This window comes from Streptomyces violaceorubidus (assembly GCF_000717995.1).
GTDB classification, from domain to species: domain Bacteria; phylum Actinomycetota; class Actinomycetes; order Streptomycetales; family Streptomycetaceae; genus Streptomyces; species Streptomyces violaceorubidus.
The window spans coordinates 18991-42820 of record NZ_JODM01000027.1 but is presented as its reverse complement, the minus strand read 5'-3'; the positions used below and the strand labels follow the sequence as shown (position 1 = coordinate 42820).

The window sequence follows — 23830 nt, the reverse complement described above, 5'->3', positions numbered from 1 at the left end:
GCGTCGGTGGCGGAAGGGCGGCCGGCCGCGGTGCAGCGGGGTCGGATGGGCACCGCGGCCGGACGTTTCCGGGCGGGGCGGCGATCAGCCCTTCGTGCCGCCCGCGGTGAGGCCGGTCACCAGGTTCTTCTGCACGAGGTAGAAGAACGCGGAGACGGGTATCGCGACGAGCACGGCGGTGGCCGCCATCAGGTTGCGCTGCGCGTCGTGCTCGCTGATGAAGCTCTGCAGTCCGACGGCGAAGGTGTACTTCGTGTCGCTCAGCATGAACGTCGAGGCGAAGGCGACCTCGCCGAACGCGGTGATGAAGCTGTAGAAGCCGGCGACCGCGAGGCCCGGCCGCGCCAGCGGCAGGATCAGCCGGAAGAAGGTGCCGAACGGCGTCAGCCCGTCCACCCGCCCGGCCTCGTCGATCTCGAACGGGATGGTGTCGAAGTAGCCCTTGAGCAGCCAGGCGCAGTACGGCACCGCGGTGGAGCAGTAGACGAGGATCAGGCCGAAGTAGTTGTCGATGAGCTGGAGCTTCGACAGGATCTGGTACATCGGCACGATCAGGACCGCGATGGGGAACATCTGGGTGACCAGCAGGACCCACATGAGCTTCTTGTAGCCCGGGAAGCGCATCCGCGAGACCGCGTAGCCGGTCGTCGCGGCGACCAGTACGCCGATGACGGTGGTGCCCAGCGAGACGATCAGCGAGCTCTTCAGCCAGTCGAAGAAGTTGGTGTCCTGGAGCACGAACGCGTAGTTGTCGAAGGTCATCTTCGACCAGATGCGTCCGGGGTGCAGGTAGTCGTTCTTGTCCGGGCCGAGGGACAGGTAGACCAGCCAGGCGACCGGGAAGAGCGCGACGAGGCTCGCCAGGGTCAGCACGCCGTGGGAGGCGAGGGACGCGGCGCGGCTGCGCTCGCCGCGGCCGCGGACCTTGCGCGGCGGCGCGGTGGACGCGGCGATCTGCTCGGCGGGGGCCTTGGTGGGCGCGGTGCTTGTACTCATGGCGGCTCCTGCCTCAGTTCGCGAGCTGCTGCTCATTGCGGTTCAGCCAGCGGCGGTAGAAGGAGGTGAAGACGATCAGGATGGCCAGCAGCAGGATGCCGTAGGCCGCGGACTGCGCGAAGTCGCGCGGCTGCTGCCCGAAGCCGAGCTGGTACGCCCAGGTGACGAGGATCTGCGCGTCGGGGGCGGTGTTGCCGAACAGCAGGAAGATCACGGCGAACTGGTTGAAGGTCCAGATGATGCCGAGCAGGACGACGGTGGAGCTGACCGAGCGCAGACCGGGCAGGGTGACGTAGCGGAAGCGCTGCCAGGCGTTGGCGCCGTCCATCTCGGACGCCTCGTAGAGGCTGTTGTCGATCGACTGGAGGCCGCCGAGGAGCGAGACCATCATGAACGGCACACCGCACCAGGTGTTGACCATGATCGCGGAGAAGCGCTGCCAGAAGGTGTCTTCCAGCCACGCCGGCGTCGGCAGGTGCAGCCAGTCCAGGGCGGAGTTGATGATGCCCTGGTCGGCGAGCATGAAGCGCCAGCCGAAGACGGTGACGAAGGTGGGTACGGCCCAGGGCAGGACCAGGATCAGCCGGTAGAAGGTGCGGCCGCGCAGCTTCTGGTTGAGCAGCAGCGCCAGCCCGAGGCCGATGAAGAAGTGCAGGCCGACGCAGACCGCCGTCCACACGACGGTCCAGATGAAGTGCGACCAGAAGCGGTCGTAGGCCGTCGGGCCCCACAGGATGTCGGCGTAGTTGTCCAGGCCGACGAACTTGTAGGTGGCCTCGATCTCGTTGACGCCGATGGTGCGCGCGCTGTTGAGGCTGTTGGCGTCGGTGAGGGTGAGGTAGAGGCCGTAGCCCAGCGGGTACAGCACGAGGACGCCGATCACGACGGCCACCGGCGCGATCATGGCGTAGGCGTACCAGTGCTTCTGGTAGCCGTCTTTCAGACGCCGGCCGAGGCCGGGCCGCGGGCTGCGGTCACCGCGGCGTTTGCCGGTCGCGCGGTCGATGGCGACTGTCATGGTTCGACACCTTCGGGAGCATCGGGAAGGTCAGGGTGGAGCGGTCGGGGTGCGGCGCACGGCCGGTGACCGCCGGGCCCCTCCCCCCGTGGGGGCCCGGCGGTCGGGTGCTGCTACTTGCTGAAGTCCGGCACCAGCTTGGCGATCGCGGTCTCGGCGTCGCCCAGCCCCTCGTCCAGGGACTTCTTGCCGCCGGCGATCTGGGGCAGCTCGTCGTCCAGCGGCGTCCACAGGGAGCTGTACTCGGGCAGCGCCGGGCGCGGCTGGGCGGCGGGCAGGACCGTCTGGAAGCCGGCGATGCCCGGGTCGGCCTTGACCTTCGCGGTGTAGGCGTCGTCGCGGGTCGGCAGCGTGGAGTTCTTCAGGGCCACGGTCTCCTGGGACTTCGCCGAGGTCATGAAGTTCACGAACTTCAGCGCCGCCTCCTGGTGGGCCTTGTCCGAACCGGCGTAGACCGACAGGTTGTGGCCGCCGGTCGGGGCGCCCGCCTTGCCGGTGGAGCCGGCCGGGACGGTGGCGATGCCGAGGTTGTTCTTGTCCTTGAAGGCCGAGCCCTTGTAGAAGTTGGTGATCTCCCACGGGCCCTGGATGATCGAGGCGACCTTGCCGCTGACGAACGCCTCCTGGATGTGGGCGTAGGCGTCCGCGGTGGTGTCGGCCTTGTGCAGGCCCTTGCCGTTGAAGAGGCTCAGCCAGGTGCCGTAGGCCTTCTTCGCCGCGGCGGAGTCGACGGTGACCTTCTTGGCGTCGGCGTCGACCGTGTCGGTGCCCTCGCCATACAGGAACGGCTGCGCGTAGTAGCCGGCCGTGGAGGCCCAGTAGCCGTCGGTGCCGGTCTTGTCCTTGATGGTGGCGGCGGCCTTCTTCAGGTCCTCCCAGGTCTTGGGAGCCTCGACGCCGGCCTTCTCGAACAGTTCCTTGTTGTAGACGAAGGCGAGGGTGTCGGTGACCAGCGGCACGCCGTAGGTCTTGCCCTCGTACTTGGCCTGCTCGATCAGGTTGGGCTGGAACTTGTCCTGCTCGGCGAGGGCCTCGGTGCCGTCCAGGGGCAGGAAGAAGCCCTTCTTGGCGAAGGCGGGCGTCCAGCCGACCTCGGAGCGCAGCACGTCCGGGGCGCCCTTGGAGCCGGCGGCGGTGTCGAACTTGTTCTGCGCCTGGTCGAACGGCACGTTGACGAAGTTGACCTTGACGCCCTTGTTGGCGGCCTCGAACTCCTTGACCAGGGCCTTGTAGGTCGGCGCCTCGTTGGTCGCGTTGGAGGTGTCCCAGTAAGTGATGGTGACCGGTCCGCCCGACTCGCTGTCGCCGCCGTCGTCTCCGCCGCACGCCGTCGCCGCCAGGGCGAGGGACGCCACCAGCGCGGTGGCCGCTATGCCACGCCGCATGAGTTCTCCTTGAGGGTGAAAGCCCGTGTGGTGCAGGGTGCGGGCCCGTCCGCCGCTCCTGCCGACCGCCGACCGCTCCGTTGCTGCCGTCGGGCGACGTGAACGTAACAGCGTTGAAAGCTCGGCGAAAGGTCTTGCTGCAAAAATGTGCAAGAGATCTCCGAAGTTATCCGGGCGTGACCTCTCAGCGACCGTCATGAGACGCTTGTTTACGGGGCCCGAGCGGTATCGGGCGGGTTGTGCAAGACTCTGCAAGCTCTTGCCGCCACTTTCTCGAGGGAGCGCGATGACGCAGCAGCCCGCGCCGGGCCGTCCGACGGGCCGTCCAACAGGCCGCCCACGGCGCCCGATCGGTGTGCAAGGGAGCGGCCGACAGGTACAGTCCACCCCTGTGACCACACGGCTTGCCGACATCGCCGCCCAGGCGGGGGTGAGCGAAGCGACCGTCAGCCGCGTCCTCAACGGCAAGCCTGGCGTCGCCGCCACCACCCGCCAGTCCGTGCTCGCCGCCCTCGACGTGCTGGGCTACGAGCGCCCCGTGCGGCTGCGGCAGCGCAGCGAGGGCCTGGTGGGCCTGATCACCCCGGAGCTGGAGAACCCGATATTCCCGGCGCTGGCCCAGGTCATCGGGCAGGCGCTGACCCGCCAGGGCTACACACCGGTCCTCGCCACCCAGACGCCCGGCGGCTCCACGGAGGACGAGCTGACCGAGATGCTGGTGGACCGCGGGGTCGCCGGCATCATCTACGTCTCGGGACTGCACGCCGACACCACCGCCGACATGCAGCGCTACGAGCGACTGCGCGCCCAGGGCGTGCCCTTCGTCCTGGTCGACGGCTTCTCCTCGCAGGTGCAGGCGCCGTTCATCTCTCCCGACGACCGGGCCGCGATGAGCCTCGCGGTCACGCACCTCGTCTCGCTCGGCCACACCCGGATCGGACTGGCCCTCGGGCCGAAGCGGTTCGTGCCGGTGCAGCGCAAGATCGAGGGCTTCGTGCGCACCGTCCAGGAGCAGTTGGGCCTGAGCGCCGAGACGGTGGAGAAGGAGCTGGTCCAGCACTCGCTCTACACCCTGGAGGGCGGCCAGGCGGCGGCCACCGCGCTCATCGGACGGGACTGCACGGCGGTGGTCTGCGCCAGCGACATGATGGCGCTGGGTGCGATACGCGCGGCCCGGCAGCTGGGTCTGGACGTGCCCAAGGACGTCTCGGTCGTCGGCTTCGACGACTCGCCGCTGATCGCCTTCACCGACCCGCCGCTGACCACGGTCCGCAAGCCGGTGCCCGCGATGGGTCAGGCGGCGGTGCGCACGCTGCTTGAGGAGATCGGCGGGACGCCCGCGCCGCACAGCGAGTTCGTGTTCATGCCGGAGCTGGTGGTGCGCGGCTCGACGGCGTCGGCGCCGGGCGAGCGCGGCCGTCCCTGACCCTCGCGCGGGGCGCGGCTCCGGGGCGGATGCGGGTCGGATCCACCTGGGGGATGATCGGTGGAAGAAGGCTTTTCTGGCAGACTTCATGCCTATGGGTGACGCGACCGTGAGGACTCGGGAACGCCTTGAGGACGGCGTTCCGCACCCCGTCACTGAGACGACGGGGAGAGGGCTCCTGCGCCGGCTGCGCACCCCGCGCCGGCCCCGCCTGTGGTTCGAGATCCTGCTGATCGCGCTCAGTTACTGGACGTACTCCGTCGTCCGCAACGCGGTGCCGGAGCAGCGTACGGCGGCCCTGGGCAACGCCGACTGGATCTGGCGGGTCGAGCAGCAACTGGGCATCGCCGTCGAGGAGTCCGTGAACCACGCCGTCAACTCGGTGACTTGGCTGGTCGTGGGCATGAACTACTACTACGCCACGCTGCACTTCGTGGTCACTCTGGGTGTCCTGGTGTGGCTCTTCCGCAGTCACCCCGGCCGCTACGCGGCGACCCGGCTGGTGCTCTTCGCGACCACGGGCGTCGCCCTGGTCGGCTACTACCTGTACCCGCTCGCCCCGCCCCGTCTGATGGACGGCGGGCACTTCATCGACACGGTGATGGTCCACCAGACGTGGGGTTCCATGGCGTCGGGCGACCTGAAGAACATGTCCAACCAGTACGCCGCGATGCCGTCGATGCACATCGGGTGGTCGGTGTGGTGCGGGCTGACGATCTTCGCGCTGGCGTCGGTGCCGTGGGTGCGGGTGCTGGGGCTGGTGTATCCGGCGCTCACGCTGGTGGTGATCGTGGCCACGGCGAACCACTTCTGGCTGGACGCGGTGGGGGGCGTGCTGTGCCTGGCGTTCGGGTACGGGGTCGCTGCCGCCTGGTACGGGAGGCTGCCCTACGCGTTGCCCCGGCTGGTGCCGGACGCTGCGCGGCGGCGGAGGGTGTGGTTGCCGGGGCGGGCTTGAGGGGTGCCCGGCGCGAGAGTGGCCGCGAGTGGGTGCGCAACCCGGCGTGGCGGGGTGCCGCGCTGCGCCCACCCGTGCCGCCTGGGGTACCTCCCAGGCCGTTCAGGCACTGGGGGAGGCACGACTGCCCGCAGTTGGGTCAGGCATAGAACAGCTCCTCCACCACCGTCCGCGCCCGGCGGGCCGTGCGGCGGTAGGCGTCGAGCATGTCGCCCGCGTGGCCGGAGCCGTGGCCCAGGTAGCGGCCCACCGCTGCCAGCTCGCGCGGGTCGGTCGGGAAGGTGTCCCCGGCGCGCCCGCGGACCAGCATGACCGCGTTGCGCACCCGTGTCGCCAGGACCCACGCCTCGTCGAGCGTGGCGGTGTGCTCCGCCGAGACGAGCCCGGCGTCCCGGGCGGCGGCCAGCGCCGCGCGCGTCCCGGTGGTCCGCAGCCCGGCGATCTCGTGCCCGTGCCGCAGCTGGAACAGCTGCACGGTCCACTCCACGTCGGACAGGCCGCCCGGCCCCAGTTTGGCGTGCAGCTTGGGGTCGGCCCCGCGCGGCAGCCGCTCGGACTCCATGCGGGCCTTGAGCCGCCGGATCTCCCGTACGGCGTCCTCCCCGAGCCCGCCCGCCGGATACCGCAGGGGGTCGATCAGCTCGATGAAGCGCCGACCCAGCTCCTCGTCCCCGGCGACGAAGGCGGCCCGCAGCAGCGCGTGCGACTCCCATCCGAGCGACCAGCGCCGGTAGTACGCCTCGTACGACTTCAGGGTCCGCACCAGCGGCCCCGACCTGCCCTCGGGGCGCAGGTCGGCGTCGATCAGCAGCGGCGGGTCGGCGCTCGGCACCTGGAGCAGCCGGCGCATCTCGGAGACGACCTTGTTCGCGGCGTCGCCCGCCTCCCGCTCGTCCACCCCGTCGCGGGGCTCGTGCACGAACAGCACGTCCGCGTCGGAGCCGTAGCCCAGCTCGCGTCCGCCGAAGCGCCCCATGCCGATGACCGCGAACCGGGTCGGCAGGACGTCGCCCCACTTCTCCCGCACCACCGCCCGCAGGGTCCCCGCGAGCGTCGCCGCCGTCAGGTCGGACACCGCGCCGCCGACCAGGTCCACCAGGGCGCCCTGGTCGGCCTCGACGGGCTGGGCCTCGGTGCCGTAGGAGCCGACGATGTCCGCGGCGGCCGTGCGGAACAGCTCCCGGCGCCGTACGCCGCGCACCGCGGTGACGGCCTGGACGGCGTCGTCGGCACGCCGGACCGCGGCGAGGGTCTCCTGCTCCAGCTGGGTCCGGCCGCGCGGCCGCAGGCCCCCGGCGACGCCGTCGCCGAGCAGGGCGACGGCCTCGGGGGCCCGCATCAGCAGGTCGGGGGCGAGCCGCCCGGCGGAGAGCACCCGGGCGACGTTCTCGGCGGCGGCGCCCTCGTCGCGCAGCAGCCTGAGATACCAGGGGGTGGTGCCGAGCGCGTCGGAGACCTTGCGGAAGTTGAGCAGTCCGGTGTCCGGGTCGGCGGAGTCGGCGAACCAGCCGAGCAGCACGGGCAGCAGGGTGCGCTGGATGGCCGCCTTGCGGGTGACGCCGGAGGCCAGCGCCTCCAGGTGCCGCAGGGCGGCGGCCGGGTCGGCGTAGCCGAGGGCGACCAGGCGCTCCCGGGCGGCCTCGGGGCTCAGCCGGGCCTCGCCGGGGGCGAGCTGGGCGACGGCGTCGAGCAGTGGCCGGTAGAACAGCTTCTCGTGCAGCCGGCGCACGACGGAGGCGTGCCGCTTCCACGCGCGCAGCAGCCCGGCCACCGGATCGGTGCGCAGGCCGAGCGAGCGGCCGAGGCGGCGCAGGTCGGCCTCGTCCTCGGGCACGAGGTGGGTGCGGCGCAGCCGGTGCAGCTGGATGCGGTGCTCCATGGAGCGCAGGAAGCGGTACGCCTCGTCGAGCTGGGCGGCGTCCGTGCGGCCGACGTAGCCGCCCGCGGCGAGGGCCTCCAGCGCGTCCAGGGTCGTGCCGCTGTGCAGGGAGGTGTCCGCCCGCCCGTGGACCAGCTGGAGCAGCTGCACCGCGAACTCGACGTCCCTGAGGCCGCCCGGTCCGAGCTTGAGCTGCCGGTCGACCTCGGCGGCGGGGATGTTCTCCACCACCCGGCGGCGCATCTTCTGCACGTCGGGGACGAAGTTCTCGCGGTCGGCTGCCTGCCACACCAGGGGCTGGAGGGCGGCGACGTACTCGGCGCCGAGCCCGGGGTCGCCGGCCACCGGGCGGGCCTTGAGCAGCGCCTGGAACTCCCAGGTCTTGGCCCAGCGCTGGTAGTAGGCGACATGGCTGCTGAGGGTGCGCACCAGGGGGCCGTTGCGGCCCTCGGGGCGGAGGTTGGCGTCGACGGGCCAGATGGAGCCCTCGACGGTGGTCTCGGAGCAGATCCGCATCATGTGCGAGGCGAGCGAGGTCGCGGCGCGCAGCGCCTTGGTCTCGTCGACGTCCGGGCCTGCGGCCGTGCTGTCCGCCGCCTCGCCCACGAAGATCACGTCGACGTCGGAGACGTAGTTCAGCTCGTGGCCGCCGCACTTGCCCATCGCGATCACCGCCAGCCGGCACCGCGCGGCGTCCTCGGGTGCGGCGGCCTCGGCGAGGGCCAGGGCGGCGCGCAGCGTGGCGGTGGCGAGGTCGGCCAGCTCGGCGGCGGTCTCGGCGAGGTCGATGGTGCCGCACACGTCGCGGGCGGCGATGGACAGCAGGCAGCGCCGGTAGGCGACGCGCAGGGACACCGGGTCGGTGGCCTCGGCGAGCCCCTGCTCGAACTCCTCCACCCCGCGGTGCAGGTCGCGCGGCTCGTACGTCACGAGGGCCTGCCAGTCCCCCGCGTGCCGGGCGAGGTGGTCGGCGAGGGCCTCGGAGGCGCCGAGTACACCGAGGAGACGGTCGCGCAGGGGCTTGGCCGCTATCAGGGTGTCCAGCAGCTCCTGGCGGGCGGTGGGGTCGGGCTGGGCCTCCAGGAGCCGTACCAGCCCGTGCAGGGCGAGGTCCGGGTCGGCGGTGGCGCCCAGCGCCTCCAGCAGCACGGGGTCGGCGCGCAGCTCGGCCAGCTCGGCCCCCTCCAGCAGCCGCTCGGCGGCCGAGGGGTCGGTGAAGCCGTGCCGCAGCAGCCGCGTGAAGGTACTGCTTCTGCGCCCCGGCGCCGCCATCTCGGCCTCCTGTCGCCCTGCGGGTCGCGTGGGCCCGGTCGGATCAAGGTCGTACGGGCTGAGCGTAACCGGGGAACGGCGTGCGGGCGCCGGGGCGTACCGCTCTCGCTCTTCCGGTGGCCCGCCCGGGACTCGTACGATATCTTGTACAAGCCGAGGAAGGGAGGCACTGGTATGTCCATCACCGCCAGCGAAGCCCGTCAGAATCTGTTCCCGCTGATAGAGCAGGTCAACGAGGACCACGCGCCGGTCCACATCACCTCCCGCAAGGGGAACGCCGTGCTCATGTCCGAGGAGGACTTCACGGCCTGGACGGAGACGGTGCACCTCCTGCGCTCGCCCAGGAACGCCCGCCGCCTGCTCGACTCCATCGCCGAGGCCGAGGCGGGCGACGCCCGGCCGCGTGAGTTGATCGACCCGGACGCGGAGCGGGCGTGAGGATCACTTTCACGTCCCACGGCTGGGAGGACTACGTCCACTGGGCCGAGAGCGACCGGAAGGTGACCAAGCGGATCAACAGACTGATCGCCGACATCGCCCGTGACCCGTTCAAGGGCATCGGCAAGCCGGAGCCCCTCAAGGGCGACCTGTCGGGCTACTGGTCACGGCGCATCGACGACACGCACCGCCTTGTCTACAAGCCCACCGACGACCTGCTGGTCATCGTCCAGGCGCGCTACCACTACTGACCGCACCACCCCTCTACGGACACCGCGACCGACGAAGGCTCAAGGAGTCATGCCATGGACTTCACGCTCGAAGTCATCCCGCTCCCCGTCACCGACATCGACCGCGCCCGGGACTTCTACCGCGACAAGGTCGGTTTCCACGTCGACATCGACCAGGAGGTCATGCCGGGCATGCGGATCGTCCAGCTGACGCCCCCGGGCTCCGGCTGTTCGGTCGCCCTCGGCGACGCCATCTGGGACATGGCGCAGGGGCAGACCCGGCCGGAACCGGGCTCCTACCAGGGCCTCCAGCTCTGCGTCGCCGACATCGAGGCGGCCCACGCGGAGCTGACCGCGCGGGGCCTCGAGGTCTCGGAGCCGGTGCGGTACGCCCCGGACGACGGCGCCACCTTCCTGTACTTCAAGGACCCGGACGGCAACGGCTGGGCGGTCCAGGAGTACCGGCGCCGGGCGGCTCAGCCGCTGCACAAGGTGCTGGCGGACCTCAAGTCCGAGGGCTGACCGGCCCCGCCGCCCCGGCCGGTCGGCTCAGCCGCTCTCCCGCCAGCGGTTGGTGACCGGCAGGCGGCGGTCCTTGCCGAAGCCCTTGGACGAGATCTTGGTGCCCGGCGGGTACTGCCGCCGCTTGTACTCCGCGGTGTCCACCATGCGCAGCGTCCGGGTCACCAGCTCCCGTTCGTACCCGGCGGCGACGATCTCGTCCGCGCCCCGGTCCCGGTCGACGTACAGGGCGAGGATCGCGTCCAGCACCGGGTAGTCCGGGAGCGAGTCGGTGTCCACCTGGCCCGGGCGCAGCTCGGCGCTCGGCGGCTTGGTGATCGAGTTCTCGGGGATCGGCGGGGTCCGGCCCAGGGCGGCGGCCGCGCGGTTGCGCCACTCGGCGAGACGGAAGACCGAGGTCTTGTACACGTCCTTGACGGGCCCGTACGCGCCCACCGAGTCGCCGTACAGCGTCGAGTAGCCGACGGCCAGCTCCGACTTGTTGCCGGGGGCCAGGACCAGGTGGCCCTCCTGGTTGGAGAGCGCCATCAGCAGCGTCCCGCGCAGCCGGGACTGGAGGTTCTCCTCCGCCAGCCCGGTCAGCTCCAGCGCGCCCGTGTAGGCGTCGAACATCGGCTCGATGGACACGGTGCGGTAGTGGAGGCCGGTGCGCCGGGCCAGCTCGGCCGCGTCGTCCCGGGAGTGCCCGGAGGAGTACTTGGACGGCATCGAGACGCCGTACACGCACTCCGCGCCGAGCGCGTCGCAGGCGATCGACGCGACCAGCGCGGAGTCGATGCCACCGGACAGTCCGATCAGCACCGAGCCGAAGCCGTTCTTCGTGACGTAGGCGCGCAGGCCGGCGACGAGCGCCGAGTAGACCTCCTCGTCGTCGTCCAGCGGCTCGGCGCGACCGCCGGACAGCCAGGCCCCGTCGGCGGGTTCGGGCGCGGGCTGCTCGGAGAGCACCACCCGGTCGATGCGCAGTCCGTCGTCCACGACGCCCGTGGGCGGCTCCGGCTCGGCGGCGGGCAGGTCGAGGTCCAGCACCACGCAGTCCTCGGTGAACCGCGGCGCCCGGGCCAGGACCGTCCCGTCCCGGTCGACGACGATCGAGTCGCCGTCGAAGACCAGCTCGTCCTGTCCGCCGGCCATGGCGAGGTAGGCGGTGGTGCACCCGGCCTCCTGGGCGCGCTTGGCCACCAGCTCCAGCCGGGTGTCGTCCTTGTCGCGCTCGTACGGGGAGGCGTTGACGGAGAGCAGCAGCCCGGCGCGCGCCGAGCGGGCGGCCGGGACCCGGCCGCCGTCCTGCCACAGGTCCTCGCAGATGGCCAGCGCCACGTCCACGCCGCGCACCCGCACCACGGGCAGGGTGTCGCCGGGCACGAAGTAGCGGAACTCGTCGAAGACCCCGTAGTTCGGCAGGTGGTGCTTGGCGAAGCTCAGCGCCACCTCGCCGCCGTGCAGCACGGCTGCCGCGTTCTGCGGGGCGCCGGCGGGCTGGCCGTACCGGGGCTGCGCGGTCGCCGAGCGGTCGAGGTAGCCGACGACCACGGGGACGTGGCCGAGTCCTTCGTCGGCCAGCCGGACCGCGAGGGAGCGCAGGGCGGCGCGGGATGCCTCGACGAAGGACGACCTGAGCGCCAGGTCCTCCACCGGGTACCCGGTCAGCATCATCTCCGGGAACGCCACCAGGTGCGCTCCCCGCTCGGCCGCGTGCCGGGTTTGGCGCAGGACGGACTCGGCGTTGGCGTCGATGTCGCCGACGGTGGAGTCGATCTGGTTCAGGGCGAGTCGTAGTCGAGGCACGCGTCCACTGTAATCGTCAGAACGACGCGATGGGGCGACGGGTGTGTTACCGCGTGATGTCCGGGACCTCACGCGCCCCGTCCCACGGCCTCACGTCCGCGGTGTCGCGCCCCGCTCGGCCAGCAGGTCGGCCATCAGCCGGATCTCCGACTCCTGCGACTCCACCATCCCGTCGGCCAGCCGCTTCTCCACCCCGACGGTGCACCGCTGGACGCACCCCTTCGCCATGTGGACGCCGCCCTTGTGGTGCTCGGTCATCAGCTGGAGGTAGTAGACCTCGGCCTGCTTCCCCTCCAGCGTCCCGAGCTTCTTCATCTGGGCGTCGGTGGCCATTCCCGGCATCAGCGAACCCTCCCCGGCGGAGGGCGCGTCGCCCATGCCCATCCAGGTCATCGGCGGGTCCGAGGACACCTTGGGCAGCGCCCACAGGTCGAGCCAGCCGATCAGCATGCCGCGCTGGTTGGCCTGGGTCTGCGCGATGTCGTAGGCGAGCCGCCGCACCTCCTCGTCGTCGGTGCGGTCGCGCACGATGTACGACATCTCCACGGCCTGCTGGTGGTGGACCGCCATGTCCCGCGCGAACCCGGCGTCCGCGGAGTCCGCGGCCGGGACCCGGGTGCCGCCGTCGTCCCCGGCGACCGCGAAGGTGATCCCGCCGGCCGCGACGAGCACCGCGGCCGCGGCCCCCGCGATCCAGCCGGCCCGTTTCGAGGTCACTGGGACAGCCCGTTGGTGCACGCGGCCCCCGGCTCGGGGGTCTGCCGGCCCTGGACGAACGTCTCGAAGAACTTGTCCACGTTCGGGTCGTCGGCACCGGTCACCGTGCGCTGGTGCCCCCACGCGGACAGCACGATCGGGTCCTTCTGCTTCTCGTCGGGGCTCATCAGCGAGTACGGCGTCTTCTTGACCTTGGCGGCGAGCTTGTCGACGTCGGCCTTGGGGGCGGCGTCGGTGTACGTCACCCAGACGGCGCCGTGCTCCAGCGAGTGCACGGCGTTCTCGTTGTTCAGCGGCTTGGCGTAGACGTCGCCGTCGCAGTTCATCCAGACCGGGTTGTGGTCGCCGCCGACGGGGGGCTCGACGGGGTAGGAGACCTTCTTGGTGACGTGGTTGCGCCCCAGGTCGCCCTTCCAGGTCAGCACGCCGTCCTCGCCGGTGACGAACTTGCCGGAGGTCTTGGCGTCGGAGGCCGTGTCGCCGGAAGAGTCGTCGGACTGCGACCGGACGAGGAAGACGCCGCCGACGACGAGACCGGCGACGACCACGGTGCTGAGCGTGATCGTGAGGATCCGGTTCCGGCGGTCGCGGGCCTCCTCGGCCCGCCGCATCTCGGCTATGCGCGCCTGTCGCGCCGTGTTGCTGCTCTTCTTGGCGGAACCCATGGGGTGCTGCCCTTCTGGGAAGGAATCGGGGGACGGACGAGCGTGAGGTCCGCTGATCGTAATCGCGCGGGGCCCGTCCTTCGTAGGGCGGGCACCGGATCCGTCCCGGCCGGAGCCCCGGAATGGCCCGATCGAACAGGTGGCCTCTACGCTGCGGTCACGGGGTGGGCCCGTCTACGGAGGTCCGCAACGCACACGTAACGGCGCTGTGGTGTGATGCTCAGGTGCCCGACCGCCTCCCGCCGTACCGGAGACAGGCGGCCTGACCAGCAAGGATGGGGAAGCGGAAGATGGACAAGCAGCAGGAGTTCGTGATCCGGACGCTGGAGGAGCGCGACATCCGGTTCGTACGCCTGTGGTTCACGGACGTTCTGGGCTTCCTCAAGTCCGTCGCCGTGGCCCCGGCCGAGCTGGAGCAGGCCTTCGACGAGGGCATCGGTTTCGACGGCTCGGCGATCGAGGGATTCGCCCGGGTGTACGAGTCCGACATGATCGCCAAGCCGGACCCGTCGACCTTCCAGGTCCTGCCGTGGCGCGCGGAGGCCCCCGGCACGGCCCGCATGTTCTGCGACATCCTCATGCCGGACGGCTCGCCGTCCTTCGCGGACCCGAGGTACGTCCTCAAGCGCGCCCTGGCCCGCACCTCGGACCTGGGCTTCACCTTCTACACCCACCCCGAGATCGAGTTCTTCCTGCTGAAGGACAAGCCGGTCGACGGCTCGGTCCCGACCCCCGCCGACAACTCCGGCTACTTCGACCACACCCCGCAGAACATCGGCATGGACTTCCGCCGCCAGGCGATCACCATGCTGGAGTCGATGGGCATCTCGGTGGAGTTCTCCCACCACGAGGGCGCCCCCGGCCAGCAGGAGATCGACCTGCGCTACGCGGACGCGCTCTCCACGGCCGACAACATCATGACGTTCCGCCTGGTCATGAAGCAGGTGGCGCTGGAGCAGGGCCTCCAGGCCACCTTCATGCCGAAGCCGTTCTCGGAGTACCCGGGCTCGGGCATGCACTCGCACCTCTCGCTCTTCGAGGGCGACCGCAACGCGTTCTACGAGTCCGGCGCCGAGTACCAGCTCTCCAAGGTCGGCCGCTCCTTCATCGCGGGTCTGCTGCGGCACGCGGCGGAGATCTCTGCGGTCACCAACCAGTGGGTGAACTCCTACAAGCGCATCTGGGGCGGCACCGAGCGCACGGCGGGCGCCGGCGGCGAGGCCCCGTCCTACATCTGCTGGGGCCACAACAACCGCTCGGCCCTGGTCCGGGTCCCGATGTACAAGCCCGGCAAGACCGGCTCGGCCCGCGTCGAGGTCCGCTCCATCGACTCCGGCGCCAACCCGTACCTGACCTACGCGGTCCTGCTGGCCGCCGGCCTCAAGGGCATCGAGGAGGGCTACGAGCTCCCGCCGGGCGCCGAGGACGACGTCTGGGCCCTCTCGGACGCGGAACGCCGCGCCCTGGGCATCGAGCCCCTCCCCCAGAACCTGGGCGAGGCCCTCGCCCTGATGGAACGCAGCGACCTGGTCGCCGAGACCCTGGGCGAGCACGTCTTCGACTTCTTCCTGCGCAACAAGCGCCAGGAGTGGGAGGAGTACCGCTCCCAGGTCACGGCGTTCGAGCTCAGGAAGTCGCTGCCGGTGCTGTAGTCCCGGTGCCGGCGCTCTCCGGGACCTTCCACAGGCGTACGCCGCTGATGTCGGCCGCGTCGGTCCCGGAGGCGCTGGCGGGGGCGGCGGTCTCCATGAGGGTGCGCCCCGCGGTGGTGGTGCCCGCGAGGAACCGGCCGTCCGGGCTGAAGGCCAGTTCGCGGATGTCGGCGCCGAAGCCGGTCTCGTCGTCGGCGAGGATGGCGCTGGGCTTGCGGTCGGCCAGGTTCCACAGGAGCACCCGCCGGTCGGCGGTGACGGCGAGGGTCCTGCCGTCGGGGCTGAACGCCAGGTCCCGGGCGTCGGTGACGAGGGGGGAGTCGAGGCTTGCCCCGAGACGGCCGGTGGCCCCGTCCCACAGCCGCACGCCGCCGCCCTGGCCGCCGGTCGCGAGCATCTTGCCGTCGGGGCTGAAGGCGACGGCGTAGGTGATGTCCTCCAGGGCGAGGTCGTGGCGCGGATCACCCTGGCCGTAGGGCTCCGGGTCGAGGTGGGCGACGTCCCACAGCTTGCCCGGCTCGTTGTTGGGGCTGTAGCGCTTGTCGGAGTAGTCGCCGACGGAGGCGAGGGTCCTGCCGTCCGGGCTGAACGCCACGTCCTTCACCCGCACGTTGTGGTCCAGGTAGGCGCGGGGGCCGTCACCGCGGTCCGCGACGTCCCGCAGGAGCACACCCGACGAGATGCCGAGCGCGATCCGCTTGCCGTCCGGGCTGAACGCCAGGCTTTCGGGCGACTCCCGGATGCCGTAGGTCTGCCGTCGCCCGGCCACGTCCCACATGCCCACCCAGCTGTAGTCGCTCCGGGTAGCCAGCGTCTTCCCGTCAGGGCTGAACGTCAGACCGACGACGTCGACGGTGTTCCCGGCCGAGTCGTGCTGGGTGAACGTGGCACCGGCCTTGCGCGTGGCGAGGTTCCACAGCCGCACCTTCCCGTCCTCGCCCCCGGTCGCGAGCGTCCTGCCGTCCGGGCTGAACGCCACGCCGCTGGTCCCCTTGGCGAAGATCGCGGTCGCCGCGACCACGGGATAGGGCTGCTTCTTCTTCGGCGCGCCGCCCGAGGACGGCAGCAGCACCGCGACCAGTACGGCGAACAGGGCGAGGACACCGACGCCACCGAGCAGGGCGGCGTACGGCGGTGCGGGCGGGGTCTCGGGGGCGGCGTCCGGTGCCGGGGTGCGCGCCGGGGCGGTGGCGGTGGGGGCGTCCGGGCCGGTCGCCGGGGGCGCGGACACGACGGTGGGCGTGCGGCCGTCGTCGAACTCCCCGTTCGCGGCCCGGCCGCAGAGCCGGACGACCTCGGTGGGCGTCGGCCGCAGCGCCGGGTCCTTCTCCAGGCAGCGGGCCACGACGCCGCGCACGGACGCGGGGCAGCCGTCGAGGTCGGGCTCCGCTTCGATGATCCGGTAGGCCACCGCGTGGTCGCTGCCGCCGCCGAAGGCAGGCCGTCCGGTGGCGGCGAAGTGGGCGACGAGGCCGAGCGCGAAGACGTCACCGGCCTCGGTGACCTCCTGCCCCCGGATGTACTCGGGGGCCATGTAGGCGGGCGTCCCGGCGCGCATGCCCGTGGCGGTCACGGCGGTGACGTCCGCGGCGCGGGCGATGCCGAAGTCGATGACCTTGGGCCCGTCGGCGGTGAGGACGATGTTGGCGGGCTTCAGGTCGCGGTGGATCACTCCGGCCGCGTGGATGGTCTCCAGCGCCTCGGCGACCCCGGCCGTCAGCGCCAGCACCTCGCCGGCGGGCAGCGGCCCCCGTTCACCGACGGCGTGCTGGAGGGAGGGCCCGGGGGCGTAGGCCGTGGCGAGCCAGGGCTCCTCGGCCTCCAGGTCCGCCGCGACGACGGGCACGGTGTAGAGCCCCTGGACGCGCCGGGCCGCCGCCACCTCCAGCGCGAAGCGCCTGCGGAACTCCGGGTCGGCGGCGTAGGCACGGTGGATGACCTTGACGGCCACGGCACTCCCGGCGGGTGTGCGTCCGAGGTAGACGCGCCCCATCCCGCCCTCGCCCAGCAGCCGTTCCAGCCGGTAGGGACCGATCCCGGCCGGTATGCCACTGGCGGGGCGGGACACGCGGTCCGTCATTCCGCGAGCGCCCCGGCCACGAACGCCGTCCACGTCACCGAGTCGACGGCGAGGCGGGGGCCGTCCGGACGCTTGGAGTCCCGGACGTGGACGGTGGCCGGCGTTGTCGCCACCTCGACGCAGTCGCTGGGCTCGCTGGTGTCGCTGTAACTGCTCTTGAACCAGGCCAGGTCGGCGAGGTGCACGGGTTTGTCCTTACCGGTCATGTCTCCCCCAGCAGTTGTTGGATGAAGGCCACCGACTCCCTGACGGGCAGCGCCTCGGCCCGGATACTGCCATAACGCAGTTCGAGGATGCGCAGCTGCCGGGGATCCGTGACCGGCCGACCGCCGAACACGTCGTCGGCCCGGCCGACCGCGGTGCCGTCGTCGAACTTGAGCACCTGCAACCGCCCGCCTCCCGGATGGTCGCCGCGGGACGTCGGCATCACCTGGATCTCCACGTGCCGCAACTGCTCCACTTCCAGCAGGTGTTCGAGCTGGCGCCGCAGAACCATCATGCCTCCCACCGGACGCCTGAGGGTCGCCTCCTCCTGGACGAAACTGAGTTCCGGAGCCGGGTCCCGTTCGAGCATCGCCTTGCGCCCCATCCGTGCGGCGACGGCGCTCTCCACCTCGGCATCGGTGAGGGCCGGTCGCCGCCTGCCGAGCAGCGCCCGCGCGTACTCCTCGGTCTGGAGGAGCCCGTGCAGGCTGTAACTGCCGTACGACAGCGACTCGACGGCCCGCGCCTCCAGCTTCGCCAGGTCCCGCACCTGCTTGGGGTACCGGACCTTCTTCACGTCCTCCCAGGCCGCGGCGATGAGACCGTCCGCCCGCAGCACCTGGTCGGCCTTCTCCAGGTACTCCCGCCGGGGGATCCGCTTCCCGCCCTCCACCTTGTAGACGAGATCCTCCCCGTAGCCGACCGCCACCCCGAAGTCGCCCGCCCGCATGCCCACCGCCTCGCGGCGCAGCTTCAACTGCCGCCCCACGGTGGTGAGGACGGCCACGCCCCACTCGTCGTCCGGGTCGACCGCCCAACCCGGTTCCTCCGTCTCGCCGTTCACCGACATCCGCACCCCTCCGTCGTACGCGCCGTATCGCGCCCGCGACACGATAGAGGGGGCGTCTACGCTGCGTGACGGGAAACGGTCACTCCGTCACTCCGGCGTGGGACGCGGTCCTGCCGGTCTCCGGCACGTGTGCCGCGACCACGCGCCTGCGCCCGGGGGCCGGGACGAGGGCCGCGCGCCGTCGGTCCACCGCCCACGCCGCCCCCGCGACCGCGAGGCCGAGGACCGCCAGGGCCGCGCCCGCCGTCGCCGGGGAGGTGACCCCGAACCCGGCGGCCAGGGCGAGGCCGCCGATCCAGGCGCCGCCCGCGTTGGCGAGGTTGAAGGCGGCCTGGTTGGCGGAGGAGGCCAGCGAGGGTGCCGCGGCGGCCTTCTCCATGACCATGAGCTGCAGGGGCGAGCCGGTGACGAAGGCGGCCATGCCGAGCAGGGCCACCGAAGCCGCCGCCGTGACCGGCGTACGCATCAGCAGGGGGACCAGCGCCAGTACGACGACCAGGGAGGCGAGGCCGCCGAAGAGGGTGCCGCGCAGGGAGTGGTCGGCCAGGCGTCCGCCCAGCAGGTTGCCCGCGGTGGCGCCGACGCCGAACAGGGCCAGCAGCAGCGTCACGCTGGTCTCGGCGAACCCGGCGGCGTCGGTGAGCATCGGCGTGATGTAGCTGTACGCCGCGAAGAGCGCGCCGAAGCCCGCGACCGTCGTGCCCAGCGCCAGCCAGACGGGCAGGGACCGCAGGGCGGCCAGTTCGCCGCGCAGGCCCGCGGTGGGGGCGGGAGCGCTGTCGCGCGGGATCAGGAGGGCCAGCGCCGCTATCGCCGCCACGCCGATCGCGCTCACGCCGAGGAAGGTGGCCCGCCAGCCGAGCTGCTGGCCCATGGCGGTGGCGGCCGGGACGCCGACGATGTTGGCGACGGTGAGGCCGAGGAACATCAGGGAGACGGAGCGGGCCTTGCGTTCCGGCGCCACCATGCCGGTGGCGACGACCGCGCCGACGCCGAAGAAGGCACCGTGCGGCAGGCCGCTGACGAAGCGGGCGGCGAGCAGGGAGATCTCGCCGGGAGCGGCGGCCGACAGCGCGTTGCCCACCACGAACAGCGCCATGAGGGCGATCAGGACGGCGCGGCGGGACATCCGGGTCGTCGCCGCGGCAAGCAGCGGGGCGCCGACGACGACGCCGAGCGCGTAGGCGGAGACGAGGTGGCCGGCGGTGGGGATCGAGATGTCCAGGTCGTCCGCGACGTCGGGCAGCAGGCCCATCATCACGAACTCGGTGGTACCGATGCCGAAGGCGCCCACGGCTAGGGCGAGCAGGGCCAGGGGCATGAGGGATCTCGCCTTTCGAGAGCGGGGTCGCGTACGGGAGGCCGGGGGGCCGGTCGGGGACGACTGTATGTTCCCGTACGGAACAAAGACTCTCAGGGCGGGTATTCCGCAGGCGAATTCTAGGAAGCCGTTGTGTCGACCTTCACACGCGCGGCGATCGGCAGATGGTCGCTGCCGGTCGCCGGGAGGGTCCAGCTGGTCGTGGGTTCCACGCCGGTGACCAGGATCTGGTCGATGCGGGCCATCGGGAAGGACGCCGGCCAGCTGAAGCCGAAACCGTCGCCCACGGCGCCCTGCGGGGAGCGCAGCTGGGAGGTGATCGCGGTGAGCGAGCGGTCGTTCACGGTGCCGTTGAGATCGCCCAGCAGGATCTTGCGGGGCAGCTTCTCGTCGGAGATGGCCTCGCCGAGGGCGTCGGCGCTCTTGTCCCGCTGCCGGGCGGTGAATCCGGCCTCCAGCTTCACCCGTACGGAGGGCAGGTGGGCGACGAACACGGCGACCGGTCCGGACGGGGTGGCGACGGTGGCGCGCATCGCGCGCTTCCAGCCCAGCTTGATGTCGACCGGCCGCACGTCGCCGACCGGGTACTTGCTCCACAGCCCGACGGTGCCCACGACCGCGTGGTGCGGGTACTTCGCCGCCAGCGCCTTCTCGTACGTCGGGACGGCGGACGCCTTCAGCTCCTCCAGGGCCATCACGTCCGCGCCGGCGGCGGCCACCGCGCGGGCGGTGCCCGCCGGGTCGGGGTTGTCGGCGTTGACGTTGTGCGTGGCCACCGTGAGGTCGCCGCCGGAGCCGGTCTTGTCGAAGAGCAGGCCGCCGAAGGTGCTGAGCCACACGCTCACCGGCACCACCAGCGCGATCAGCGCCGTCGCCGACTTGCGGACCAGGGCGATCAGCAGCAGGACCGGGATCAGCAGGCCGAACCACGGCAGGAAGGTCTCGGTGAGGCTGCCGAGGTTGCCGATGGCGTTCGGGATGTGCGAGTGGGCCGCCATGACCGCCGCCAGGAGCAGCGCGACCAGGGCCGTGATCAGGCCCCGGCGCCAGATCCGCCGGTCGCCGCGCCAGCCGCCGACCGCACGGGCGAACAGGCGCCGAATCCGGTTCTCGCGGCCCTCGGGATCCGAGCCGCCCTCGTCCGTCTCCGTCATGTACGCCTGCTGCGCCATACCGTCGCCTCACTGCCTGCCGTGCACACCGTCGCCCCCTGTGACTCAGCACCATAGGGGATGATCGGTTCCGATCCCGCCGTCCCTCGACGGCCGTACGGGCACGAGGACGTACGGGCCGTCCCGCGGAGTTCCGCACCGGGCCGGGACGGACGACTCTGTGACAGAACGGGCACATGTGCCCCGGAGTGGTGCACCGCCCCCTGCCGGGGACCGTGCCGGGCGTGCCGGGGCCGGTGCCGGGGACCGTGACGGGGGTCCCCTAGCCGTCGGGCCGCCACAGGTGCCACCATGGAGGGGATCCGGGGACGCCGTCAGGGCGCCTCGAGATGACATGAAGGAGCCGTTGCCATGACGCAGCTTTCGGCTGCCCAGACGCCGCAGCGCACCCCCGCCGACGGGAGCAGGGCGCTGTACGGGGGCAAGATCAACCGCCGTATCACCGTCCGGGACATCACCGCCGCCAAGGAGCGCGGCGAGAAGTGGCCCATGCTCACCGCGTACGACGCGATGACCGCGTCCGTCTTCGACGAGTCCGGCATCCCGGTGATGCTCGTCGGCGACTCCGCGGGCAACTGCCACCTCGGCTACGAGACCACCGTGCCCGTCACCCTGGACGAGATGACGATGCTCTCGGCCGCGGTCGTCCGGGGCACCGGCCGCGCCCTGATCGTGGGCGACCTGCCCTTCGGCTCCTACCAGGAGGGGCCGGTGCAGGCGCTGCGCTCGGCGACCCGGCTGGTCAAGGAGGCCGGGGTCGGGGCGGTCAAGCTGGAGGGCGGCGAGCGCTCGCACCGGCAGATCGAGCTGCTGGTGGAGTCCGGCATCCCGGTGATGGCGCACATCGGCCTCACCCCGCAGTCCGTCAACTCCATGGGCTACCGGGTGCAGGGCCGCGGCGAGGAGGCGGCCCAGCAGCTGCTGCGCGACGCCAAGGCGGTGCAGGACGCGGGCGCCTTCGCGGTCGTCCTGGAGTTGGTGCCGGCCGAGCTGGCCGCCGAGGTGACGCGGACCCTGCACATCCCGACGGTCGGGATCGGGGCGGGCCCGGACACGGACGCCCAGGTGCTGGTGTGGACCGACATGCTCGGGCTGACCGGCGGCCGGGTGCCGAAGTTCGTCAAGCAGTACGCCGACCTGCGCAAGGTCATGGGCGACGCGGCGAAGGCGTACGCCGAGGACGTCGTCGGCGGAACGTTCCCGCAGGACGAGCACTCCGTCCACTAGCAGACCACCGCGGTACGACCGCCGGCCCCGCCGATCTTCCCCCGTCGGCGGGGCCGCGTGGTTTCCCGGGCGGGATGCCGGCGGAGTGTCGGCGGGCTGTCGGCGGGGCCGGGCGGCTGTCGGTGGGATGTCGGCGGTTTGTCGGTGGGGCCTGCCATCGTCTGGGACATGAAGCGAATCGACGACATCCCCCGGACCGCGGACAGCGCGGTCGCCGTGCGGGGGCTGGTCAAGCACTACGGCGAGACCAAGGCGCTGGACGGCGTCGACCTGGACGTGCGCGAGGGCACCGTGATGGGCGTGCTCGGGCCGAACGGCGCCGGCAAGACCACCCTCGTACGCATCCTGTCCACCCTCATCACCCCCGACTCCGGCCAGGCGCGCGTCGCCGGGTACGACGTCGTGCGGCAGCCGCGGCAGCTGCGCCGGGTCATCGGGCTGACCGGGCAGTACGCGTCCGTGGACGAGAAGCTCCCCGGCTGGGAGAACCTCTACATGATCGGCCGGCTGCTCGACCTGTCCCGCCGGGACGCCCGCACCCGCGCCGACGAACTGCTGGAGCGGTTCTCGCTGACCGAGGCGGGCAGGCGGCCCGCGTCCACCTACTCCGGTGGCATGCGGCGCCGCCTCGACCTGGCCGCCTCCATGATCGGGCACCCGGCCGTGCTGTTCCTGGACGAGCCCACCACCGGCCTCGACCCGCGCACCCGCAACGAGGTGTGGGACGAGGTCAGGCGCATGGTCGGGGACGGCGTCACCGTGCTGCTCACCACGCAGTACATGGAGGAGGCCGAGCAGCTCGCCTCCGAGCTGACCGTCGTGGACCGCGGCAAGGTCATCGCGAAGGGCGGCATCGAGGAGCTGAAGGCCAAGGTCGGCGGCCGCACCCTGCGGGTCCGCCCGGCCGACCCCTTGCAGCTGCGTCCGCTCGCCGCCCACCTGGACGAGCTGGGCATCACCGGGCTCGCCAGCTCCACCGTGGACACCGAGCGCGGTGCCGTACTGGTGCCGATCCTCAGTGACGAGCAGCTGACGGCCGTGGTCGGCGCGGTCACCGCGCGCGGCATCACCGTCTCCGACGTCACCACCGAACTCCCCAGCCTGGACGAGGTCTTCCTGTCCCTCACCGGCCACCGCGCCAGTGCCCCGCAGGACCCCGCCCCCGCCCCCGACGACACCCGCCAGGAGGTCGCCGTATGAGCGCCACCACCGCCCCCGCTCCTGCCGCCCTCGCCCCCGACGCGCGCATCTCGCTGCGCGCGCACGTGCGGCACACCGGCGCCCTGGTGCGCCGCAACCTGCTGTGGATCCGGCAGGACCCGGAGTCGATGTTCGACGCCCTGCTGATGCCGATCGTCTTCACCCTGCTGTTCGTGTACGTCTTCGGCGGGTCGATCGGCCAGGCCCTGGGCGGCGGGCAGGACGGCTACGTGCAGTACGTGATCCCCGGCATGATCGCCATGATGAGCATGACGCTGTCCCAGGGCGTCGGCACCGGCTTCAGCCAGGACTTCAACTCCGGTGTCATGGACCGCTTCCGGTCGCTGCCCATCGGCCGCGGCTCGGTGCTCTTCGCGAAGATCGCGGTCGAGATGACCCGGATGCTGTTCGCCACCACGGTGCTGATGATCGTCGCCGTGCTGGTCGGCTTCGACATCGACCACTGGGCCGGGCTGTTCGCGGCGGTGGGGCTGTCCGCGGTCTTCGCCTCGTCGATCATGTGGGTGTTCCTCACCCTGGGCGTGGTCCTGAAGAACGCGCAGTCCGTGCAGGCGATGGGCTTCATGGTGCTGTTCCCGCTCCAGTTCGGCTCCTCGATCTTCGCGCCGACGCAGTCGATGCCGGGCTGGCTCCAGTCCTTCACCGACTACAACCCGCTGTCCACGCTCGCCGACGCGGCGCGCGGGCTGATGGTGGGCGGCCCGGTCGCGCACGACCTGTGGATCACGCTCGGCTGGTCGGCGGCGATCACCGCGGTGATGGCACCGGTGGCCATCCACAAGTTCCGCACGAAGAGCTGAACCGCGTAC

21 protein-coding genes are annotated in these 23830 nt (G+C 71.6%); 9 read left to right on the top strand and 12 right to left on the bottom strand.

The window, feature by feature from the left end:
- Positions 1–84 precede the first annotated feature (84 nt).
- The 3 genes from IE94_RS0126810 to IE94_RS0126800 all read right to left on the bottom strand — a co-directional run bounded on the left by IE94_RS0126810 (position 85) and on the right by IE94_RS0126800 (position 3399).
- A complete protein-coding gene (locus IE94_RS0126810; protein ID WP_030189154.1) occupies positions 85–996 on the bottom strand; it encodes a sugar ABC transporter permease in 912 nt (303 codons plus the stop codon).
- Between the two features lie 13 nt (positions 997–1009).
- The gene (locus IE94_RS0126805) at positions 1010–2014 is read right to left on the bottom strand and encodes a carbohydrate ABC transporter permease (RefSeq protein ID WP_030189152.1); all 1005 of its coding nucleotides are present in this window, start codon (positions 2012–2014) and stop codon (positions 1010–1012) included.
- 113 nt (positions 2015–2127) lie between these two features.
- Entirely contained in the window at positions 2128–3399 is a 1272-nt protein-coding gene (locus IE94_RS0126800; RefSeq protein ID WP_030189149.1) for an extracellular solute-binding protein, read from the bottom strand.
- A 391-nt stretch (positions 3400–3790) separates the two neighbouring features.
- On the opposite strand from IE94_RS0126800, the gene IE94_RS0126795 reads away from it, so the two are divergent.
- Positions 3791–4825: a LacI family DNA-binding transcriptional regulator gene (locus IE94_RS0126795; RefSeq protein WP_030189147.1), complete on the top strand. Its 1035-nt coding sequence runs from the start codon at positions 3791–3793 to the stop codon at positions 4823–4825.
- Between the two features lie 94 nt (positions 4826–4919).
- On the top strand, positions 4920–5783 hold the full coding sequence (locus IE94_RS0126790; protein ID WP_037923634.1) for a phosphatase PAP2 family protein: 864 nt from the start codon (positions 4920–4922) through the stop codon (positions 5781–5783).
- Between the two features lie 139 nt (positions 5784–5922).
- Here the strand turns inward: IE94_RS0126790 and IE94_RS0126785 are convergent, their stop codons facing one another.
- Positions 5923–8934 (bottom strand): bifunctional [glutamine synthetase] adenylyltransferase/[glutamine synthetase]-adenylyl-L-tyrosine phosphorylase, encoded by a 3012-nt coding sequence (locus IE94_RS0126785; protein WP_030189142.1) that lies wholly within the window; start codon positions 8932–8934, stop codon positions 5923–5925.
- 174 nt (positions 8935–9108) lie between these two features.
- Here IE94_RS0126785 and IE94_RS0126780 point away from each other — a divergent pair, with 174 nt between their 5' ends.
- From IE94_RS0126780 to IE94_RS0126770, 3 genes are read left to right on the top strand one after another with little or no spacing between them, the layout of a single operon-like run.
- Positions 9109–9372, top strand: coding sequence for a type II toxin-antitoxin system Phd/YefM family antitoxin (locus IE94_RS0126780; protein WP_030189140.1), 264 nt, complete (start codon positions 9109–9111; stop codon positions 9370–9372).
- Entirely contained in the window at positions 9369–9623 is a 255-nt protein-coding gene (locus IE94_RS0126775; protein ID WP_030189135.1) for a Txe/YoeB family addiction module toxin, read from the top strand. Before IE94_RS0126780 ends, IE94_RS0126775 begins: the two co-directional genes overlap by 4 nt.
- 54 nt (positions 9624–9677) lie before the next feature.
- Positions 9678–10124 (top strand): VOC family protein, encoded by a 447-nt coding sequence (locus tag IE94_RS0126770; RefSeq protein ID WP_030189132.1) that lies wholly within the window; start codon positions 9678–9680, stop codon positions 10122–10124.
- A 27-nt stretch (positions 10125–10151) separates the two neighbouring features.
- Here IE94_RS0126770 and IE94_RS0126765 read toward each other — a convergent pair whose 3' ends face one another.
- From IE94_RS0126765 to IE94_RS0126755, 3 genes are all read right to left on the bottom strand, one after another.
- The gene (locus tag IE94_RS0126765; protein WP_030189130.1) at positions 10152–11912 is read right to left on the bottom strand and encodes an NAD+ synthase; all 1761 of its coding nucleotides are present in this window, start codon (positions 11910–11912) and stop codon (positions 10152–10154) included.
- A gap of 90 nt (positions 11913–12002) precedes the next feature.
- Entirely contained in the window at positions 12003–12629 is a 627-nt protein-coding gene (locus IE94_RS0126760) for a DUF305 domain-containing protein (RefSeq protein ID WP_030189128.1), read from the bottom strand.
- On the bottom strand, positions 12626–13294 hold the full coding sequence (locus tag IE94_RS0126755) for a thioredoxin-like domain-containing protein (RefSeq protein WP_030189126.1): 669 nt from the start codon (positions 13292–13294) through the stop codon (positions 12626–12628). The genes IE94_RS0126760 and IE94_RS0126755 overlap by 4 nt, the downstream gene beginning before the upstream one ends.
- A 290-nt stretch (positions 13295–13584) precedes the next feature.
- Here IE94_RS0126755 and glnA point away from each other — a divergent pair, with 290 nt between their 5' ends.
- Entirely contained in the window at positions 13585–14946 is a 1362-nt protein-coding gene (gene glnA, locus IE94_RS0126750; RefSeq protein ID WP_030189124.1) for a type I glutamate--ammonia ligase, read from the top strand.
- Here the strand turns inward: glnA and IE94_RS0126745 are convergent.
- The 5 genes from IE94_RS0126745 to IE94_RS0126725 form a co-directional block, all read right to left on the bottom strand.
- Positions 14921–17014: a WD40 repeat domain-containing serine/threonine protein kinase gene (locus IE94_RS0126745; protein WP_106978031.1), complete on the bottom strand. Its 2094-nt coding sequence runs from the start codon at positions 17012–17014 to the stop codon at positions 14921–14923. The genes glnA and IE94_RS0126745 overlap by 26 nt on opposite strands.
- Positions 17015–17022: 8 nt before the next feature.
- Complete coding sequence (locus IE94_RS0126740; protein ID WP_030189120.1) at positions 17023–17232, bottom strand: DUF397 domain-containing protein; 210 nt, start codon at positions 17230–17232, stop codon at positions 17023–17025.
- A complete protein-coding gene (locus tag IE94_RS0126735) occupies positions 17229–18080 on the bottom strand; it encodes a helix-turn-helix domain-containing protein (RefSeq protein WP_030189118.1) in 852 nt (283 codons plus the stop codon). The genes IE94_RS0126740 and IE94_RS0126735 overlap by 4 nt, the downstream gene beginning before the upstream one ends.
- Positions 18081–18159: 79 nt before the next feature.
- On the bottom strand, positions 18160–19401 hold the full coding sequence (locus IE94_RS0126730; RefSeq protein WP_030189116.1) for an MFS transporter: 1242 nt from the start codon (positions 19399–19401) through the stop codon (positions 18160–18162).
- A gap of 119 nt (positions 19402–19520) precedes the next feature.
- Positions 19521–20573, bottom strand: coding sequence for an endonuclease/exonuclease/phosphatase family protein (locus IE94_RS0126725; RefSeq protein ID WP_030189114.1), 1053 nt, complete (start codon positions 20571–20573; stop codon positions 19521–19523).
- A gap of 351 nt (positions 20574–20924) precedes the next feature.
- Here IE94_RS0126725 and panB point away from each other — a divergent pair, with 351 nt between their 5' ends.
- From panB to IE94_RS0126710, 3 genes are all read left to right on the top strand, one after another.
- Positions 20925–21800: a 3-methyl-2-oxobutanoate hydroxymethyltransferase gene (gene panB / locus IE94_RS0126720; RefSeq protein ID WP_030189112.1), complete on the top strand. Its 876-nt coding sequence runs from the start codon at positions 20925–20927 to the stop codon at positions 21798–21800.
- A 168-nt stretch (positions 21801–21968) separates the two neighbouring features.
- Positions 21969–23000, top strand: coding sequence for an ATP-binding cassette domain-containing protein (locus IE94_RS0126715; protein WP_030189110.1), 1032 nt, complete (start codon positions 21969–21971; stop codon positions 22998–23000).
- The gene (locus IE94_RS0126710; protein ID WP_030189108.1) at positions 22997–23821 is read left to right on the top strand and encodes an ABC transporter permease; all 825 of its coding nucleotides are present in this window, start codon (positions 22997–22999) and stop codon (positions 23819–23821) included. Before IE94_RS0126715 ends, IE94_RS0126710 begins: the two co-directional genes overlap by 4 nt.
- Positions 23822–23830: the final 9 nt, after the last annotated feature.

What these genes read in the sequence shown, in the direction of transcription:
- IE94_RS0126810 (WP_030189154.1), bottom strand. Translation starts at nt 996, where the DNA reads ATGAGTACAAGCACCGCGCCCACCAAGGCCCCCGCCGAGCAGATCGCC.
- IE94_RS0126805 (WP_030189152.1), bottom strand. Translation starts at nt 2,014, where the DNA reads ATGACAGTCGCCATCGACCGCGCGACCGGCAAACGCCGCGGTGACCGC.
- IE94_RS0126800 (WP_030189149.1), bottom strand. Translation starts at nt 3,399, where the DNA reads ATGCGGCGTGGCATAGCGGCCACCGCGCTGGTGGCGTCCCTCGCCCTG.
- IE94_RS0126790 (WP_037923634.1), top strand. Translation starts at nt 4,920, where the DNA reads ATGGGTGACGCGACCGTGAGGACTCGGGAACGCCTTGAGGACGGCGTT.
- IE94_RS0126785 (WP_030189142.1), bottom strand. Translation starts at nt 8,934, where the DNA reads ATGGCGGCGCCGGGGCGCAGAAGCAGTACCTTCACGCGGCTGCTGCGG.
- IE94_RS0126780 (WP_030189140.1), top strand. Translation starts at nt 9,109, where the DNA reads ATGTCCATCACCGCCAGCGAAGCCCGTCAGAATCTGTTCCCGCTGATA.
- IE94_RS0126770 (WP_030189132.1), top strand. Translation starts at nt 9,678, where the DNA reads ATGGACTTCACGCTCGAAGTCATCCCGCTCCCCGTCACCGACATCGAC.
- IE94_RS0126755 (WP_030189126.1), bottom strand. Translation starts at nt 13,294, where the DNA reads ATGGGTTCCGCCAAGAAGAGCAGCAACACGGCGCGACAGGCGCGCATA.
- glnA (WP_030189124.1), top strand. Translation starts at nt 13,585, where the DNA reads ATGGACAAGCAGCAGGAGTTCGTGATCCGGACGCTGGAGGAGCGCGAC.
- IE94_RS0126740 (WP_030189120.1), bottom strand. Translation starts at nt 17,232, where the DNA reads ATGACCGGTAAGGACAAACCCGTGCACCTCGCCGACCTGGCCTGGTTC.
- IE94_RS0126735 (WP_030189118.1), bottom strand. Translation starts at nt 18,080, where the DNA reads ATGTCGGTGAACGGCGAGACGGAGGAACCGGGTTGGGCGGTCGACCCG.
- IE94_RS0126730 (WP_030189116.1), bottom strand. Translation starts at nt 19,401, where the DNA reads ATGCCCCTGGCCCTGCTCGCCCTAGCCGTGGGCGCCTTCGGCATCGGT.
- IE94_RS0126725 (WP_030189114.1), bottom strand. Translation starts at nt 20,573, where the DNA reads ATGGCGCAGCAGGCGTACATGACGGAGACGGACGAGGGCGGCTCGGAT.
- panB (WP_030189112.1), top strand. Translation starts at nt 20,925, where the DNA reads ATGACGCAGCTTTCGGCTGCCCAGACGCCGCAGCGCACCCCCGCCGAC.
- IE94_RS0126715 (WP_030189110.1), top strand. Translation starts at nt 21,969, where the DNA reads ATGAAGCGAATCGACGACATCCCCCGGACCGCGGACAGCGCGGTCGCC.
- IE94_RS0126710 (WP_030189108.1), top strand. Translation starts at nt 22,997, where the DNA reads ATGAGCGCCACCACCGCCCCCGCTCCTGCCGCCCTCGCCCCCGACGCG.